The sequence below is a fragment of the Aliisedimentitalea sp. MJ-SS2 genome, assembly GCF_032586155.1.
In the GTDB taxonomy this organism is placed as follows: Bacteria; Pseudomonadota; Alphaproteobacteria; order Rhodobacterales; family Rhodobacteraceae; genus JAWHTC01.
In genome coordinates this window covers 53,174-68,334 of the sequence record NZ_JAWHTC010000007.1, presented here as the reverse complement: position 1 = coordinate 68,334, position 15,161 = coordinate 53,174, and the positions used below count along the sequence as shown (strand labels likewise).

General features: G+C 62.5%; 13 protein-coding genes. 9 read left to right on the top strand and 4 right to left on the bottom strand.

The window, feature by feature from the left end:
* The first annotated feature begins 35 nt into the window (after window positions 1-35).
* Together RXV86_RS21160 and RXV86_RS21155 are read left to right on the top strand one after the other, a co-directional pair.
* Window positions 36-797: an NAD kinase gene (locus RXV86_RS21160; RefSeq protein ID WP_316302532.1), complete on the top strand. Its 762-nt coding sequence runs from the start codon at window positions 36-38 to the stop codon at window positions 795-797.
* A 94-nt stretch (window positions 798-891) separates the two neighbouring features.
* On the top strand, window positions 892-1,626 hold the full coding sequence (locus RXV86_RS21155) for an SDR family oxidoreductase (RefSeq protein ID WP_316302531.1): 735 nt from the start codon (window positions 892-894) through the stop codon (window positions 1,624-1,626).
* Window positions 1,627-1,657: 31 nt separating this feature from the next.
* Here the strand turns inward: RXV86_RS21155 and RXV86_RS21150 are convergent, their stop codons facing one another.
* The 3 genes from RXV86_RS21150 to RXV86_RS21140 all read right to left on the bottom strand — a co-directional run bounded on the left by RXV86_RS21150 (window position 1,658) and on the right by RXV86_RS21140 (window position 7,399).
* A complete protein-coding gene (locus RXV86_RS21150; RefSeq protein ID WP_316302530.1) occupies window positions 1,658-2,890 on the bottom strand; it encodes a hydroxymethylglutaryl-CoA reductase, degradative in 1,233 nt (410 codons plus the stop codon).
* Between the two features lie 117 nt (window positions 2,891-3,007).
* Window positions 3,008-4,897 (bottom strand): propionyl-CoA synthetase, encoded by a 1,890-nt coding sequence (locus RXV86_RS21145; protein WP_316302529.1) that lies wholly within the window; start codon window positions 4,895-4,897, stop codon window positions 3,008-3,010.
* A 222-nt stretch (window positions 4,898-5,119) separates the two neighbouring features.
* On the bottom strand, window positions 5,120-7,399 hold the full coding sequence (locus tag RXV86_RS21140; protein WP_316302528.1) for an NADP-dependent malic enzyme: 2,280 nt from the start codon (window positions 7,397-7,399) through the stop codon (window positions 5,120-5,122).
* A gap of 145 nt (window positions 7,400-7,544) precedes the next feature.
* On the opposite strand from RXV86_RS21140, the gene RXV86_RS21135 reads away from it, so the two are divergent.
* The 7 genes from RXV86_RS21135 (at window position 7,545) to RXV86_RS21105 (ending at window position 14,647) form a co-directional block, all read left to right on the top strand.
* Window positions 7,545-8,630, top strand: coding sequence for a cupin domain-containing protein (locus RXV86_RS21135; protein ID WP_316302527.1), 1,086 nt, complete (start codon window positions 7,545-7,547; stop codon window positions 8,628-8,630).
* On the top strand, window positions 8,630-9,019 hold the full coding sequence (locus RXV86_RS21130) for a cytidine deaminase (protein WP_316302526.1): 390 nt from the start codon (window positions 8,630-8,632) through the stop codon (window positions 9,017-9,019). The genes RXV86_RS21135 and RXV86_RS21130 overlap by 1 nt, the downstream gene beginning before the upstream one ends.
* On the top strand, window positions 9,019-10,323 hold the full coding sequence (locus RXV86_RS21125; RefSeq protein ID WP_316302525.1) for a thymidine phosphorylase: 1,305 nt from the start codon (window positions 9,019-9,021) through the stop codon (window positions 10,321-10,323). Before RXV86_RS21130 ends, RXV86_RS21125 begins: the two co-directional genes overlap by 1 nt.
* Window positions 10,323-11,528 (top strand): phosphopentomutase, encoded by a 1,206-nt coding sequence (locus tag RXV86_RS21120; protein WP_316302524.1) that lies wholly within the window; start codon window positions 10,323-10,325, stop codon window positions 11,526-11,528. The genes RXV86_RS21125 and RXV86_RS21120 overlap by 1 nt, the downstream gene beginning before the upstream one ends.
* Window positions 11,525-12,511 (top strand): adenosine deaminase, encoded by a 987-nt coding sequence (locus RXV86_RS21115; RefSeq protein ID WP_316302523.1) that lies wholly within the window; start codon window positions 11,525-11,527, stop codon window positions 12,509-12,511. The genes RXV86_RS21120 and RXV86_RS21115 overlap by 4 nt, the downstream gene beginning before the upstream one ends.
* Window positions 12,508-13,140 carry a uracil phosphoribosyltransferase gene (upp, locus tag RXV86_RS21110; protein WP_316302522.1) on the top strand — a complete coding sequence of 211 codons (633 nt, stop codon included), beginning with the start codon at window positions 12,508-12,510 and terminating at the stop codon, window positions 13,138-13,140. Before RXV86_RS21115 ends, upp begins: the two co-directional genes overlap by 4 nt.
* A 115-nt stretch (window positions 13,141-13,255) precedes the next feature.
* Window positions 13,256-14,647 carry an SPOR domain-containing protein gene (locus RXV86_RS21105; RefSeq protein WP_316302521.1) on the top strand — a complete coding sequence of 464 codons (1,392 nt, stop codon included), beginning with the start codon at window positions 13,256-13,258 and terminating at the stop codon, window positions 14,645-14,647.
* A 69-nt stretch (window positions 14,648-14,716) separates the two neighbouring features.
* Here the strand turns inward: RXV86_RS21105 and RXV86_RS21100 are convergent, their stop codons facing one another.
* Window positions 14,717-15,091: a hypothetical protein gene (locus tag RXV86_RS21100; protein WP_316302520.1), complete on the bottom strand. Its 375-nt coding sequence runs from the start codon at window positions 15,089-15,091 to the stop codon at window positions 14,717-14,719.
* Window positions 15,092-15,161: the final 70 nt, after the last annotated feature.

Here is a 15,161-nt window from a genome sequence, read left to right as displayed (position 1 = left end):
TGAGGGATACCGCACCACTATCGGAAACATCAGCGATGAGCCTGAAAATCGCATTCACCGCTTCTGACGCGCCCGTGGCCCAGACCGCACGCGCCGCGCTGATCGCGCGCTATGGCGATACACCCGAGACCAAGGCCGACGTCATCGTGGCTCTCGGTGGGGATGGTTTCATGCTGCACACGCTGCACCGGACGCAAGAGATGGACGCCCCAGTCTATGGCATGAACCGCGGCACCGTAGGGTTCCTGATGAATGAATACTCCGAAAGCGACCTGCCTGAACGGCTGGCCGCTGCCGAAGAGACGGTCATCAATCCACTTTCGATGAAGGCCACCCGCGGCGATGGCTCAGTCCACGAGGCACTGGCGATCAACGAGGTCTCGCTTTTGCGGATGGGCCCACAGGCGGCAAAGCTCAAGATCACCGTCGACGGGCGGTTGCGGATGGAGCAGCTGGTCTGCGATGGGGCTCTTGTTGCGACGCCCGCCGGATCAACCGCCTATAACTACTCGGCCCACGGCCCGATTCTGCCGATCGGCTCGGACGTGCTGGCGTTGACAGCAATTGCTCCCTTCCGCCCGAGGCGCTGGCGCGGTGCGCTTCTGCCGAAATCCGCCCATGTGCGCATTGACGTGCAGGAACCCAAGAAACGCCCGGTCATGGCGGATGCCGATTCACGCTCGGTGCTCTATGTCGAAACCGTCGAAATCCGCTCGGAGCCGTCGGTCGAACACCACCTGCTGTTCGATCCCGAACATGGGCTCGAAGAGCGTCTGATCCGCGAACAGTTCGTCTGAGAACACCGCTCTTTGGCGACTAGGCCATTGAATCATTGCAAGCCGCTCACGCCCGCTCGTAGGCTTTTGGCATAGCCACAGCGGAGATTTTGCCATGAGCCCGACACCTGCTTGCGTCGTGATCGGCGCCGGAGACGACACCGGCGGCGCGATCGCCCGAGCCTTTGCCGCCGAAGGCATGACCGCCTGCCTGGTACGCCGCCCGCGCCACGCCGAGAAGCTCGAAGCCCTTGCCGATAGCATCCGCGCCAACGGCGGTCAGGCCCGCGCCTTTCCCGCCGATGCCCGCGACGAAGACGACATGCAACGGGTCTTTTCAGAGATCGAAGCCGAGGTCGGCCCGATCGAAGTAGCCATTTTCAACATCGGAGCGAATGTCCGCTTTGGCATCTCCGAGACCACTGCACGGGTCTATCGCAAGGTCTGGGAAATGGGCGCTTTTGCCGGGTTCCTGATGGGTCGCGAAGCCGCCCGGGTGATGCAGCCCCGTGGCCGGGGAACAATCATCTTCACCGGCGCCACCGCCTCGATACGCGGGGGGGCCGGGTTCTCGGCCTTCTCCGGCGCAAAACACGCGCTGCGCGCGCTCGCACAATCCATGGCGCGAGAGCTGGGGCCGCAGAATATTCATGTTGCCCATGTCGTGATCGACGGGGCCATCGACAGCAATTTCATCCGAGAAAACGTGCCCGGAGTCGACGACATGCGCAAAGGCGATACCATCCTCAACCCCGATGCCATCGCCGCCAACTATGTCATGCTGCACAATCAACCGCGCTGCGCCTGGACGCACGAACTCGACCTGCGCCCGTGGAAAGAAAAGTGGTAAGGCCCCGGCCGTCCTCCGACAAGACGCTGCGCTATTGGTCAAGCAACGCTCGCGCCACATCCTCACGCACTTCACCACTTGCGATCATATCAGCCGCAACCCGGTCGATCTCATCCCCCACGGCCCCTGCTGCGATTGCCACATTGCGCGCATGCAATCCCATGTGCCCGCGCTGAATGCCTTCTGTCGCCAAGGCCCGCAAAGCCGAAAAATTCTGCACCAGCCCCACCGCCGCCATCACCCGGCCCAGCCGGTCAGCATTGCCTGCCCCCATGATCCTGAGCGCCGCCTGTGCCGTGGGATGCGCCCTTGTCGCCCCGCCGACAACGCCGACCGGCATCGGCATCTCGATCTCGCCCACAAGGTCGCCGTCTTCGACCCAATAGCGCGTCAAAGGTCCGTATCCATCTTTGGCTGCAAAGGCATGCGCCCCGGCCTCGAGCGCGCGCGTATCGTTGCCGGTGGCCAGGCCCACCGCACCGACCCCGTTCATGATCCCCTTGTTATGGGTCGCTGCGCGATAGGGGTCATGGGCGGCAAACGCGTAAGCCTGCACGATCCCGTCAACCGTCGCCGCCCCGATCACATCTGCCGGCCAGGTGGCCCGCGCCCTCACCAGCCGTCGATCCGCCAGATTCGACAGGATCCGCAGACCCACCTTGCCCCCGGTCCACTCCTCAAGCTTCGGCGCAAGCCGCTCCGCCATGGTGTTGACCGCGTTGGCCCCCATCGCATCGCGCACATCAACGATCAGATGCACCACCAGGAACGGCCCGGCGACCCGCACCTCCAAGTCGCGAAATCCGCCACCCAGCTTGACCAGCATCGGATCGCATGCATCACATATCCCGGCGATGGCCTGCTTCTTGTTGTGCACCATCGCCTGTGCCCTAAGCAGATCATCCAGCCCCGTCACCTGCACCTGCGCAATCATGCATGGTTCGTCTGCGTGCGTGACAACGCCCCCGGCATCTCGACAGGCCAGCGCCCCGTTGCACACCGCCGCCACCACGCTGCTTTCTTCGGTTGCCATCGGTACCAGCACGTCCCGCCCATCAACAACCAGGTTCGTCGCCACGCCCAATGGCACCGACATGACCGAAATCACGTTTTCGCTCAGATGATCGGCCAAGTCTCCATCATGCGCCGCCGCCGCCATCAGATGGGCGGCCTGTGCGTCCTCCAAACCGGCCAGCTCCGCCACTTTCGCCAGCCGCTCTTCACGGGTGAGGTTGTGAAATCCGGGGATGCGGGATGTGGTCATTTCGGGGTCCTCCTTGGTGCTCAAGAGGGCCCGCAAATGCCACGCCGGTCAAGCGCGACGCCACGAAAGAAAAAGGCCCGGAGCTTATGTCCGGGCCTCTCGTTTTCCGTGTGGCGCTTACTTGGCATAGCCGATGGTCTGCAGCGCCTCGGCGATCTCTTCAAGGATCGCCGGATCATCAATCGTCGCGGGCATCTTCCATTCGGTGCCATCCGCAATCGACACCATGGTGCCACGCAGGATCTTGCCGGACCGGGTCTTGGGCAGGCGATCCACTACAATGGCCAGCTTGAACGCTGCGACGGGTCCGATCTTCTCGCGCACCATCTTGACCACCTCGGCCACGACTTCCTCGTGCGGGCGGTTGCACCCGGCGTTCAGGCACAGGAACCCGACAGGCAATTGCCCTTTCAGCTGATCCGTCACCCCGATCACGGCGCATTCGGCCACGTCCGGGTGATGCGCCAGAACCTCTTCCATACCGCCGGTGGACAGGCGGTGCCCCGCCACGTTGATCACGTCATCGGTCCGCGCCATGATGTAAAGGTAGCCATCTTCGTCGATCATCCCCGCATCGCCGGTCTCGTAATAACCGGGGAAGGTGTTGAGATAACTTTTTTGGAACCGGTCCTCGGCCTGCCACAGGTTCGGCAGCGTGCCCGGCGGCAGTGGCAGCTTGATCGCAATCGCGCCCAGCTCACCGGCAGGCAAAGGATGGCCGTCATCGCCCAAAACCTGCACGTCATAGCCCGGCATCGGCACCGACGGGCTACCCAGTTTCACGTCGAGCATCTCAATCCCCACCGGGTTGGCGGCAATCGACCAGCCGGTTTCGGTCTGCCACCAGTGGTCGATCACCGGCACGCCCAGCTGGTCCTGCGCCCAGACGATCGTGTCAGGGTCGGCCCGCTCGCCCGCCAGGTACACGACCCGCAAACCGGAAAGGTCATACTTCTTGACGAACTCGCCCTTTGGGTCCTCGCGTTTCACCGCCCGGAAGGCGGTCGGCGCGGTGAAGAAGCTCTTCACGTCATATTCGGAAATCACCCGCCAGAAGGTGCCCGCATCCGGCGTACCCACCGGCTTGCCCTCGAACACGATGGTGGTGTTGCCGTGAATCAGCGGCGCATAGGCGATATAGCTGTGCCCCACGACCCAGCCCACGTCGGATGCGGCCCAGAACACCTCACCAGGGTTCATGTTGTAGATGTTTTTCATGGTCCAGTTCAGCGCGACAAGCTGACCGGCCGTGTGACGGATCACACCCTTGGGCGCGCCCGTGGTGCCGCTGGTGTAAAGGATATACGAGGGGTGATTGCCCTCAACCGGCACACAATCCGCCGGATCGGCCGCCGCAGCCGCCTCGACCCAGTCGAAATCACGGCCGTCGATTAGCTCCGCCACTTCTTCCTCGCGTTGCAGGATCAGGGTGAACTCGGGCTTGTGCTTGGCAATCTCAATCGCGCCGTCCAGAAGTGGTTTGTATTTCACCACACGGCCCGGCTCCAACCCACAGCTTGCCGCGATGATCGCCTTTGGCTTGGCGTCGTCGATCCGAACGGCCAACTCGTTGGCGGCAAACCCGCCGAACACCACCGAATGCACCGCGCCCAGACGCCCGCACGCCAGCATCGCCTCGATCGCCTGCGGCACCATCGGCATGTAGATGACCACGCGGTCGCCCTTTTCCACGCCCTTGGCCTTCAGCGCGCCCGCCAGATGCGCCACCCGATCCTTCAATTCGGCATAGGTGAATTGCTGCTTCCGGCCGGTGATCGGGCTGTCGTAAATGACAGCCACCTGATCCGCACGACCGCCCTCGACATGACGGTCCACCGCGTTCCAGCAGGTGTTGCATTTGGCGTCGGCAAACCATTCGTAAAGATTGTTGCCTTTGTCAAACAGAGCCTTCGACGGGGCTTGATCCCAGTCGATCGCCTGTGCGGCCTCCATCCAGAACGCTTCGGGGTCGGCCTTCCAGGCATCATAAACTTCGCGGTATCCCATGGTATACTCCTCCTGTGCTTACCCCCTGATAGGCGGGCAACCCCTCATCTCGCAAGCGCCAGAGAGACACAGGTGACAGATTACCGCAAGAAGTTTGCAAGTTCCCGCCCAATCGCCCTGCAAATTTTTGCAAACCCCCTAAAAATATGCAGGGCGGCTGCATAGGTTCTGACGTTTGCAAATTTGCAAACTCATATGTGCAAATCCGAACCGGGAATCACCTCACCCGTAATGCTCCACCGGCGTCCCCGCCACGGCAGCCATGTTCAACAGCCCGCGCGGCGTGATCGACGGGCTGACGATATGGGCACGATTGCCCATCCCCATCAGGATCGGACCAACCTCCAGCCCCCCGCCCTTCATCTTCAAAATGTTGCGCGTGGCAGACGCCGCATCGGCATGACCGAAGATCAGCACATTCGCCGCCCCCTCGATCCGCCCCCCGGGCAACAGTCGTTCGCGCAACTCCTCATCCAGTGCCGCATCGACGTTCATCTCCCCCTCATAGGTAAAATCGCGCGCGGCTGTATCGAGGAGTGCCATCGCCTCGCGCAGCCGTTTGCCTGACCCCTCGGCCTGGTTGCCAAATTGCGATTGCGAGCAGAAGGCAATCTTCGGCTCCAGACCGAAACGCCGCACATGCCGCGCCGCACCAATTGCCACCTCGGCCAATTGTTCCGGGGTGGGCCGTGACCAGACATGGGTATCAGCAATGAACAGCGGCCCATCCTCCAGGATCATCAGGCTCAAAGCCCCATGTGGGCGCAAACCACCCTGCGCCAGCAACTGGCTGACATAGTTCAGATGCCAACGATACTCGCCAAACGTGCCGCAAATCAGTGAATCCGCCTCTCCGCGATGCACCATCACCGCACCAATCGCCGTGGTGTTGGTCCGCATCACCGCCCGGGCAATATCTGGTGTCACCCCGCGCCGCGCCATGATCGCGTGATAGCTCTGCCAATAGTCCCGATATCGCGGGTCGTTCTCTGGGTTCACGATGGGAAAGTCCGCACCCGGGCGAATATCCAATCCAGCCCGCGCACACCGCGCCTCGATCACCTCGGGCCGACCAATCAAGATCGGCGTTTCGGTCGTCTCTTCCAATATCGCCTGCGCCGCGCGCAACACCCGTTCATCTTCGCCCTCGGCAAAAACGATCTTGCGGCTGGCTGTGCGTGCCGCGTCGAACACTGGCCGCATCAACAGCGCCGATTTGAACACCGTCTGGTTCAGCCGTGCACGGTACTCGTCCAGATCGGCAATCGGCCGTGTCGCCACACCGGTCTCCATTGCCGCTTGGGCCACCGCCGACGACACCACGCCCACAAGCCGTGGGTCAAACGGCTTCGGAATAAGGTAATCCGCTCCGAAGCTCAGCTGCTCACCCTTATAGGCCGCTGCCGCCTCGGCGCTTGTCGTCGCCCGTGCCAGTGCTGCAATCCCGTCGATACACGCGATCTGCATCTTGTCATTAATCTCGGTCGCCCCCACATCAAGCGCCCCGCGAAAGATGAACGGAAAACACAGCACGTTGTTGACCTGGTTGGGAAAATCGCTGCGCCCGGTAGCGATGATCGCATCCTTAGCGACCGACTTCACCTCATCTGGCAGGATTTCCGGCGTCGGGTTCGCCAGTGCAAAGACAATCGGTTGCGCCGTCATCTTCGCCACCATCTCGGGGATTAAAACCCCCGGCCCGGACAGCCCCAGGAACATATCCGCCCCGTCAACCACCTGATCCAGCGTCCGCAGGTCACTGTTTTGCGCATAGGCGGCTTTTTGGGGGTTCATATCCTCTTCACGCCCCTCATAGACCAGCCCGTGAATGTCACACAGCCAAACATTTTCGCGCTTCACGCCCAGCTTGAGCAGCATGTTCAGACAGGCAATCCCAGCCGCCCCACCGCCGGTGCTGACAATCTTGATATCCTCGAATTTCTTTCCAGCGACATGCAGCGCATTGGTCGCCGCCGCGCCGACAACAATTGCCGTACCGTGCTGATCGTCGTGAAACACGGGAATGTTCATCCGCTCACGGCACAGCTTCTCGACGATAAAGCAATCCGGCGCCTTGATGTCTTCCAGGTTGATCGCACCGAAGGTCGGCTCCAGCGCGCAGACAATATCGGCGAGGCGCTCTGGATCCGCCTCGTTCACCTCGATGTCAAAGCAATCGATTCCGGCAAAATTCTTGAACAGAACCGCCTTGCCTTCCATCACCGGCTTGGAGGCCAGCGCCCCGATATTGCCCAGCCCCAGCACCGCCGACCCGTTCGACACCACCGCAACAAGGTTCCCCCGCGCTGTGTAACGGGCCGCATTGGCCGGATCATTCTTGATCTCGATACTCGCCTCGGCCACCCCCGGCGAATAGGCCCGCGCCAGATCGCGCCCGTTCGCCAATGGCTTGGTCGCCCGGATCTCCAGCTTCCCCGGCTTCGGGGTCTCGTGATAGACAAGCGCCGCCTGGCGCAGGGTTTCCTTGTGGTCCGACGACATATCCAGCCTCTCAGGATTCGATTTAGTTTAGCATTAAACTAGTTTTGATCCGGATAAAACCCGGCTTTCGAGACACCGCCTCGCGACCCCGTCTTGCATTCAGGTGAATCCCCGCGCAGACTTGGCCTTCTCAGGGGAGCTTAGCATGAGTGAAACAAGGGCCGAAATCCGCCTGCCAACGCAGGAATTACGCGACGACATCCCGTTTTTCACCCAAACATTGGGCATGCGGATGGACATGATCTATCCCGCCGATTCCCCGCGTATCGCTGTATTTTCCGGCCATGGGTTGCGCATCCGCGTTGAAAAGGACGCCCTGGAGGCCCCCGGCACCATCCGCATCTTGTCGGACAACCCCGATCATTTCGCCGATGGTCAGCGGCGTCTGACAGCGCCCAACGGCACCTGCGTCGAGATCGAGGAACTGAACCCACCTCTCGTCGTCCCGGCCACGCAGCATTCCTTTGTAACCCGCCGCCTCGCCGATGGGGCGCCGTGGATCGTGGGGCGCGCGGGCATGCAATATCGTGACCTGATCCCGGACCGCCTAGGTGGATCGATAATCGCCAGCCACATTCGCATTCGCGATGCCGGCCCGGTTCCCGATATGGTGCATTACCACAAGGTCGGCTTTCAGCTGATTTTCTGCGTCTCAGGCTGGGTCGATGTGCTTTACGAAGACCAGGGCGGATTGCGCCGCATCCATGCCGGCGACTGCTTTATCCAGCCCCCCGAAATCCGCCACCGCGTGGTCGAGGCCTCCGATAATCTGCAGGTGATCGAGATCGGCGTCCCGGCCGAACACGTGACCGAGGTTGATCACGACATGGACCTGCCCACCACGCATGAAAGGCCTGATCGCGAATGGCATGGCCAGAGGTTCGTCCACAATATCGGCAAGGACGCCCCCTGGGCCCCGCACCGCCTGCCCGGCTACATCGCCCGCGACACGACCATTGCCATCAACACGCAAAACGTCGCCGGAGTCTGGGTTGCCCGCCCCGGTGATGGTGCCCCGCAATGGACCGCCCATGACGCGGACATCCACTTCACCTATGTCATGTCCGGCACCGTGACGCTGCAAGGCGAGGGGCGCGATCCGCAGCCGCTTGAACGAGGCGACGCTTTCGTCATACCGCCCTTTATGAAAACCCGCCTGTCTGATCCATCGGCGGGCCTCGAACTGCTTGAGGTCGCCCTGCCCGGTGATTTCAAAACGGAGACCGCCTGATGCCCCTTCTCGACGCTGCCCGCGCCGTGCGCGAAAACGCCTATGCCCCCTATTCACATTTCAAGGTTGGCGCCGCCATCCGGGGCAAATCCGGCACGATCTATTCCGGCTGCAATGTCGAAAATGCGGCCTACCCCGAAGGCACCTGCGCCGAGGCCGGGGCCATCGCCGCCATGATCGCCGCCGGTGAGACCGAGTTTACCGAGGCCGCCGTCATCGCCGACAGTCCCAATCCGGTGCCGCCCTGTGGCGGTTGCCGCCAGAAGCTGGCCGAATTCGCAACAGGCCACGTGGAAATCACCCTCGCGACCACCGCAGGTAGCACCCGGACCACCACGATTGCTGAATTGCTGCCCGGTGCCTTTTCCCAATCAGACTTGGAGCGCTAATGGACGCCCGCCGCATCATCGCCCATCTGCGCGACGGTCAGACACCCACGCAGGATGAGCTGAGCTGGTTCGCCAAGGGTCTTGCCGATCAATCGGTCAGCGATGCCCAAGCCGGGGCCTTTGCCATGGCGGCGCTGTTGAACGGTCTCGGAGAGGAAGGCCGCGTGGCGCTAACCCTCGCCATGCGCGACAGCGGCGACGTGCTGCAATGGACCCTCGACAAGCCGGTGCTCGACAAACACTCCACCGGCGGGGTCGGCGATTGCGTCAGCCTCGTGCTTGCCCCTGCACTTGCGGTCTGTGGTGCCTATGTCCCGATGATCTCGGGCCGCGGCTTGGGCCATACCGGCGGCACACTCGACAAGATCGAATCTATCCCCGGCCTGCGCACCGATCTGGGCGAATCTGGCCTGCGCCACGTGGTTAAGGACGCCGGCGCCGCCATCGTCTCGGCCTCGTCCCAAATCGCCCCTGCCGACAAGCGACTCTACGCGATCCGCGATGTCACCGCGACAGTGGAAAGCCTCGATCTGATCACGGCCTCTATCCTGTCAAAGAAACTCGCCGCCGGGCTCGAAGGGCTGGTGCTCGATGTAAAAGTCGGCTCCGGCGCCTTCATGAAAACCGCCGACGATGCCCGGGCGCTCGCCACCAGCCTCGTCAATACTGCCAATGCCGCCGGTTGCCCAACCACGGCGATCATCTCGGACATGAACCAGCCCTTGGTGCCGTCCCTTGGCAACGCACTGGAAGTCGCCGAAGTCATGCGCACCCTGACCGAACAACGCGGCGGCCCAATGGCCGAGCTTTGCGCCGCATTGGGCGGCGTGGTTCTCGCCAATGCGGGTCTTTGCCCGGACGTTCAGGACGGCGCCAATGCCATCGCCGCCTGCATCCGCGACGGGCGCGCCGCCGAAGCCTTTGGCCGGATGATCGCGGCCCAGGGCGGCCCGGTGCAATTTGTCGACAACTGGCAACGCTTCCTGCCCGAAGCCACGGTCATCCGCGAGGTCACGGCACGGGAAAGCGGCATTATCGCGGCGTATCAGGGTGAATCCCTTGGCCTGACCGTGGTCGGTCTTGGCGGCGGACGGCAAGTGGAAACCGACATGATCGACCACTCGGTTGGCCTCTCCGATCTCCTGCCGCTTGGCTCCAAGGTCACCAAGGGCCAACCCATCGCCCGCATCCACGCCTCACGCGAGGACAGCGCCAACCGCGCCGAGGCGGAATTGCGTGCCGCCATGACCATCGCCCCGAAACCGGCAGACATCCCGCCGCTTATCCATGAAAGGATAGGCTGATGCCTCGCGCCTTTCTTGTGGTGATGGACTCGGTCGGCATCGGTGGCGCGCCGGATGCGGATCAGTTCTTCAACGGCGACACGCCCGACACCGGTGCCAACACTGCCGGTCACATCGCGCGGGCTTGCTCACAAGGAAAAGCCGAAGAAGGCCGTACCGGCCCACTCAACGTCCCCAACCTTGCCGCGCTCGGCCTCGGGGACGCCACCACCCTCGCCAGCGGCCTGCAAACCGATCTGCCCCCGGCCACCACCGGCCTCTGGGGCGCGGCGACAGAGATCTCCAAGGGCAAGGACACCCCCTCGGGCCACTGGGAAATCGCCGGGGTTCCTGTGCCGTGGGACTGGCACTATTTCCCCAACACCAACCCCGCCATCCCCGACGACCTTCTGGCTCTCATCCGCCAAACCGCGGGCGTGGACGGCACCCTTGCCAACACCCATTACTCGGGCACGAAAGTCATCGACGATTTTGGACAACGCCATATCGAAACCGGCTGGCCTATCGTCTACACCTCGGTCGACAGCGTGATCCAGATCGCCGCGCACGAGGAACATTTCGGTCTCGACCGCCTGCTGCAACTCTGCAAGGACATCGCCCCCGCCTTCCACGCCCTGAAACTCGGCCGCGTTATTGCCCGGCCCTTCGTCGGCACACCCGGCAATTTCACCCGCACCAAGAACCGCAAGGACCTCGCCATCGCCCCGCCTTCACCCACGCTGCTGGACTGGGCTCAAACGGCAGGACGCGACACCCATGCCATCGGCAAGATCGGCGACATCTTCTCGATGCGTGGCATCGCCGACAGCGTCAAGGGCAGCGATGCTGATCTGATGCAGCACCTGTCCGACCGCATCGACAACGCCGCCGACGGCTCGCTCACCTTTGCCAATTTCGTCGAGTTCGATACAAATTTCGGCCACCGCCGCGATGTGTCGGGCTACGGGCGCGCGCTCGAATGGTTCGACGCTGAACTGGGCAAACTCCTGCCCCGCCTTCGTGACGGTGACATGCTCCTGATCACCGCCGATCACGGCAACGATCCGACATGGGTTGGCACCGATCACACCCGCGAACGCGTCCCGGTCCTGATCGCGGGCCTTGCCCCCGGCAAAATCGGCCAAGTCGGGTTTGCTGACATCGGCGCCAGCGTCGCTCACCACCTCGGCCTCACCGAACGCGGCGCAGGAAGGAGCTTCCTATGAGCTGGAGCAGCTTCCCCAAGATCGAACTTCACCTGCATCACGAGGGCGCCGCACCCCCATCCTTCATCCGAGACCTGTCGAAGGAGAAATCCATCGACATCTCCAAGATATTCAAATCCGACGGCTCCTATGCGTTCAATGATTTCACCCATTTCCTGCAGGTCTACGAGGCCGCCACCAGCGTACTGACCGCGCCGCAGGACTATGGCCGCCTGACCTCGGCAATCCTCGACGAACTGGCCGAAAACGGTGTCGTCTACGCTGAAACTTTTCTGTCCCCGGACTTCTGCGGCGGCGGTGATGTCTCTGCCTGGCGCGACTACCTCTCGGAAATCGAGGATGCCGCCAAGCAAGCCGAACAAATCCACGGCATCATCACCAAGGGCATCATCACCAATGTCCGCCATTTCGGCCCGGAGGCCGCCAAACCCGTCGCCATCTGCGCCGCCGAAACCGCCGGCAACTTCATCGTCGGTTATGGCATGGGTGGTGATGAAAGCGTCGGACACCAGGGCGACTACGCCTGGGCGTTTGACTGCGCCCGCGAGGCCGGGTTGCGCCTCACGACCCACGCCGGTGAATGGGGCGGGCCTGAAAGCATCCGCGAAGCCATCGAAGACCTGAAAGTCGAGCGCATCGGCCACGGCGTCGCCGCCGCGCAGGATAACGCCCTGATCGACACCCTGATCGAACAGGACATCACGCTCGAGGTCTGCCCCGGCTCCAACGTCGCCTTGGGCCTGTTCCCGACTTTCGCCGATCACCCTCTGGCGCGCCTGCGCGATGCCGGGGTAAAGGTAACGGTAAGCACCGATGATCCGCCCTTCTTTCACACCACCATGACGCGGGAATACGAAGAGTTAGAGCGCGCCTATGGCTGGGGAGAAGCGGACTTCGCCGAGCTCAATCAAACTGCCCTTGAAGCAGCCTTCTGCAACGAGGACACCAGACAAACCGTGCAAGCCAAGCTGGAGACACCATGAAAGACCACCTCACCATCGTCAAACATCCCCTTGTGCAGCACAAACTGACCCTGATGCGTCAGAAGGACACCTCAACCGCCGTATTCCGCCAGCTGCTGCGCGAGATCAGCCAGTTCCTCGCCTACGAGGTCACACATGAACTGGACATGACCACCAAGACCATCGAAACGCCCTTGCAGGAGATGGAGGCCCCCACCTTGGCAGGTCGCAAACTGGCGCTGATTTCGATCCTGCGGGCGGGCAACGGCCTACTCGATGGCATGCTCGAACTGATCCCCTCGGCCCGGGTCGGCTTTGTCGGGCTCTATCGCGACGAGGAAACACTCAAACCGGTACAGTACTACTTCAAGGTGCCTGATCACCTGAACGAGCGACTGGTCATCGCCGTCGACCCAATGCTGGCCACTGGCAACAGCTCTGCCGCCGCCATTGACCTGCTGAAACAGGCGGGCGCCACAAATATCCGCTTCCTCTGCCTTCTGGCCGCCCCCGAAGGTGTGGCCCGGATGAAAGAAGCGCATCCGGACGTGCCCATCGTCACCGCCGCCCTCGATGAGCGGTTGAATGAAAAAGGTTATATTGTTCCCGGGCTTGGCGACGCGGGCGACCGAATGTTCGGCACCAAATAGGCCCGCGGCGTGACAGCGTCGGTTTCGGCCCGCCAAGCGGGTTTGTTAACCTAATCGCGCTTTACTCGCTCGCCGTGATCGTGCATCTTGGCACCACATCTTGTGGGGGCAAGACATGAATAAGACACGAACTATTGCATTCGGCGTGATCGCTGCATCTCTGGGCCTCTTTGTTGCCGAGTTTTCTGCTCAGGCGAAAACGCTGAACGAGGCCGAGATTCCCGCCGAATTTCCGCCTGCCTCCTATCAGGGCAAACAGTATGTGGACAGCCGTGGCTGCGTCTATATCCGCGCCGGGATCGACGGGCTTGTGAACTGGGTGCCGCGGGTGACGCGCGACCGTCAGGTCTTGTGCGGCTATCAACCGACCTTCGCCAACGCAACGCCCGCACCTGCCGCCACCCCATCCGACTCCACGGACGAAGTCGAGGTCATTACCCCGGCCCCCACCGTCAAACCAAAGCCCGCGCCCGAACCCACCGCCGAACCGCCCGCTGCCAAACCCGAACCGACCCCTGCGGCCGAACCGGCACCCCGCAAGGTGATTGCCAAGCCAGCCCCAGTGCGCAAGGCCACGCCGAAACCGGTCAGGAAACCGCGCCGCGTGGCGGCGACCCCGGCAAGACCCGCCCCCGTGGCGGCAGCACCACAAGGCAACCGGTTTTACAAATGCGTCACTGCCGACGGAACGCCTACAAAATGTGGCGTATCGGCGACCGCACCACGGGCCAATCTGATCCTACGCAAGCCGGTGACGGTGATCCGCAACGGCAAGGAAGTGACCGTCCTGAAACGCGTATCTGTCCGGCAGGTCGAAGCCGGCATGGGCGGTGTTTCTGCGCGAACCCATCAGGTGCGCGTCGTGCCCCGGCACGTTTGGGAACAACAGCAGGAAATGAAGTCCGACGCGCCGATACCCGAGGGCTACCGCGCAGCCTGGGACGATGATCGGCTGAACAAACGGCGCGCGCACCAGACAATTGACGGCATCCATGCCTCGGGGCTGACCTGGACACGCACCGTGCCGCGCAGGCTGATCGAACGGTCTTCGGGGAAGGATGTCACTTACCGCTATCCCGACCTGAAATATCCCTATCACAGCTATGCCGAAATGCAGGCCGCCGGGTATACGTTACCCGAAGCCGCGCAGATGGAAGAAAAACAACGCCGCAAACTCTTCCGCAAGAAAGCGGCCCCGCCCGCGCTGGTTTCGACCAAGTCGGTCAAGCCCCGGTCGAAGGCGGCCAAACCCTCGAACACGCGGACCAAACCCAAGGTCACGGCCAAGGCCCGCTATGTGCAGATTGGCACTTACAGCGTGCCCGCCAATGCAGACAAGGCGGCTGCCCGCGCCCGGGCCAAGGGCCTGCCGGTGCGGCTCGGAACCCTGACCAAGGGCGGAAAATCCTATCGCATCGTACTGGCCGGACCCTACGCCGCGAACCAGGCCGGTGCCGCGCTCAAACGAGTCCGCCGCGCCGGCTACCGCGACGCCATCCTGCGTTGAACCGGGCCAAAAAACGAACACCGGGGCGGGGACATCCCCGCCCTTTTTCTTTGTCCCGGTTCTACTGTTTTACAAGAACCCACGCCATTTCAGGACCACGATAACCAAGGTCGCAACCGCCAAAACGTTGAAGGCAAGACCGGCCAGGACCCCCAGCCAGAACCGAATGCGCTGTTCCCGCGGATCGATCCGGCTCAGGTGCTCTGAAATCCGATGATGCGCGGCCTTGATCCCGGCTGCATCGACCCGGCGGCGCAGTTTCGGATGTTCTGCCAACGCGGCCGCCTCACCGATCGCCGCTGCATCGCGATGCACCCGGCGCGGCAACCGCCGCCCGGCCTTTTTCATACGTTTCTCCAGCGACCCGCGCTTCAGGCCCAGCTTCTGGTCCAGGCGCGTTTTCAGATCGCTCTGCAGCTTGGTGATGTCCGCCGACTCGGTCATGGCGAACAGATTACCCTCTCCTGAACCGCCCTGCATCCAGATTCCGGTAATTGCCCTGCCATCCCCTTGA

Coding starts and splice junctions, on each gene's coding strand:
- RXV86_RS21160 (WP_316302532.1), top strand. CDS start 36: ATGAGCCTGAAAATCGCATTCACCGCTTCTGACGCGCCCGTGGCCCAG.
- RXV86_RS21155 (WP_316302531.1), top strand. CDS start 892: ATGAGCCCGACACCTGCTTGCGTCGTGATCGGCGCCGGAGACGACACC.
- RXV86_RS21150 (WP_316302530.1), bottom strand. CDS start 2,890: ATGACCACATCCCGCATCCCCGGATTTCACAACCTCACCCGTGAAGAG.
- RXV86_RS21145 (WP_316302529.1), bottom strand. CDS start 4,897: ATGGGATACCGCGAAGTTTATGATGCCTGGAAGGCCGACCCCGAAGCG.
- RXV86_RS21140 (WP_316302528.1), bottom strand. CDS start 7,399: ATGTCGTCGGACCACAAGGAAACCCTGCGCCAGGCGGCGCTTGTCTAT.
- RXV86_RS21135 (WP_316302527.1), top strand. CDS start 7,545: ATGAGTGAAACAAGGGCCGAAATCCGCCTGCCAACGCAGGAATTACGC.
- RXV86_RS21130 (WP_316302526.1), top strand. CDS start 8,630: ATGCCCCTTCTCGACGCTGCCCGCGCCGTGCGCGAAAACGCCTATGCC.
- RXV86_RS21125 (WP_316302525.1), top strand. CDS start 9,019: ATGGACGCCCGCCGCATCATCGCCCATCTGCGCGACGGTCAGACACCC.
- RXV86_RS21120 (WP_316302524.1), top strand. CDS start 10,323: ATGCCTCGCGCCTTTCTTGTGGTGATGGACTCGGTCGGCATCGGTGGC.
- RXV86_RS21115 (WP_316302523.1), top strand. CDS start 11,525: ATGAGCTGGAGCAGCTTCCCCAAGATCGAACTTCACCTGCATCACGAG.
- upp (WP_316302522.1), top strand. CDS start 12,508: ATGAAAGACCACCTCACCATCGTCAAACATCCCCTTGTGCAGCACAAA.
- RXV86_RS21105 (WP_316302521.1), top strand. CDS start 13,256: ATGAATAAGACACGAACTATTGCATTCGGCGTGATCGCTGCATCTCTG.
- RXV86_RS21100 (WP_316302520.1), bottom strand. CDS start 15,091: ATGACCGAGTCGGCGGACATCACCAAGCTGCAGAGCGATCTGAAAACG.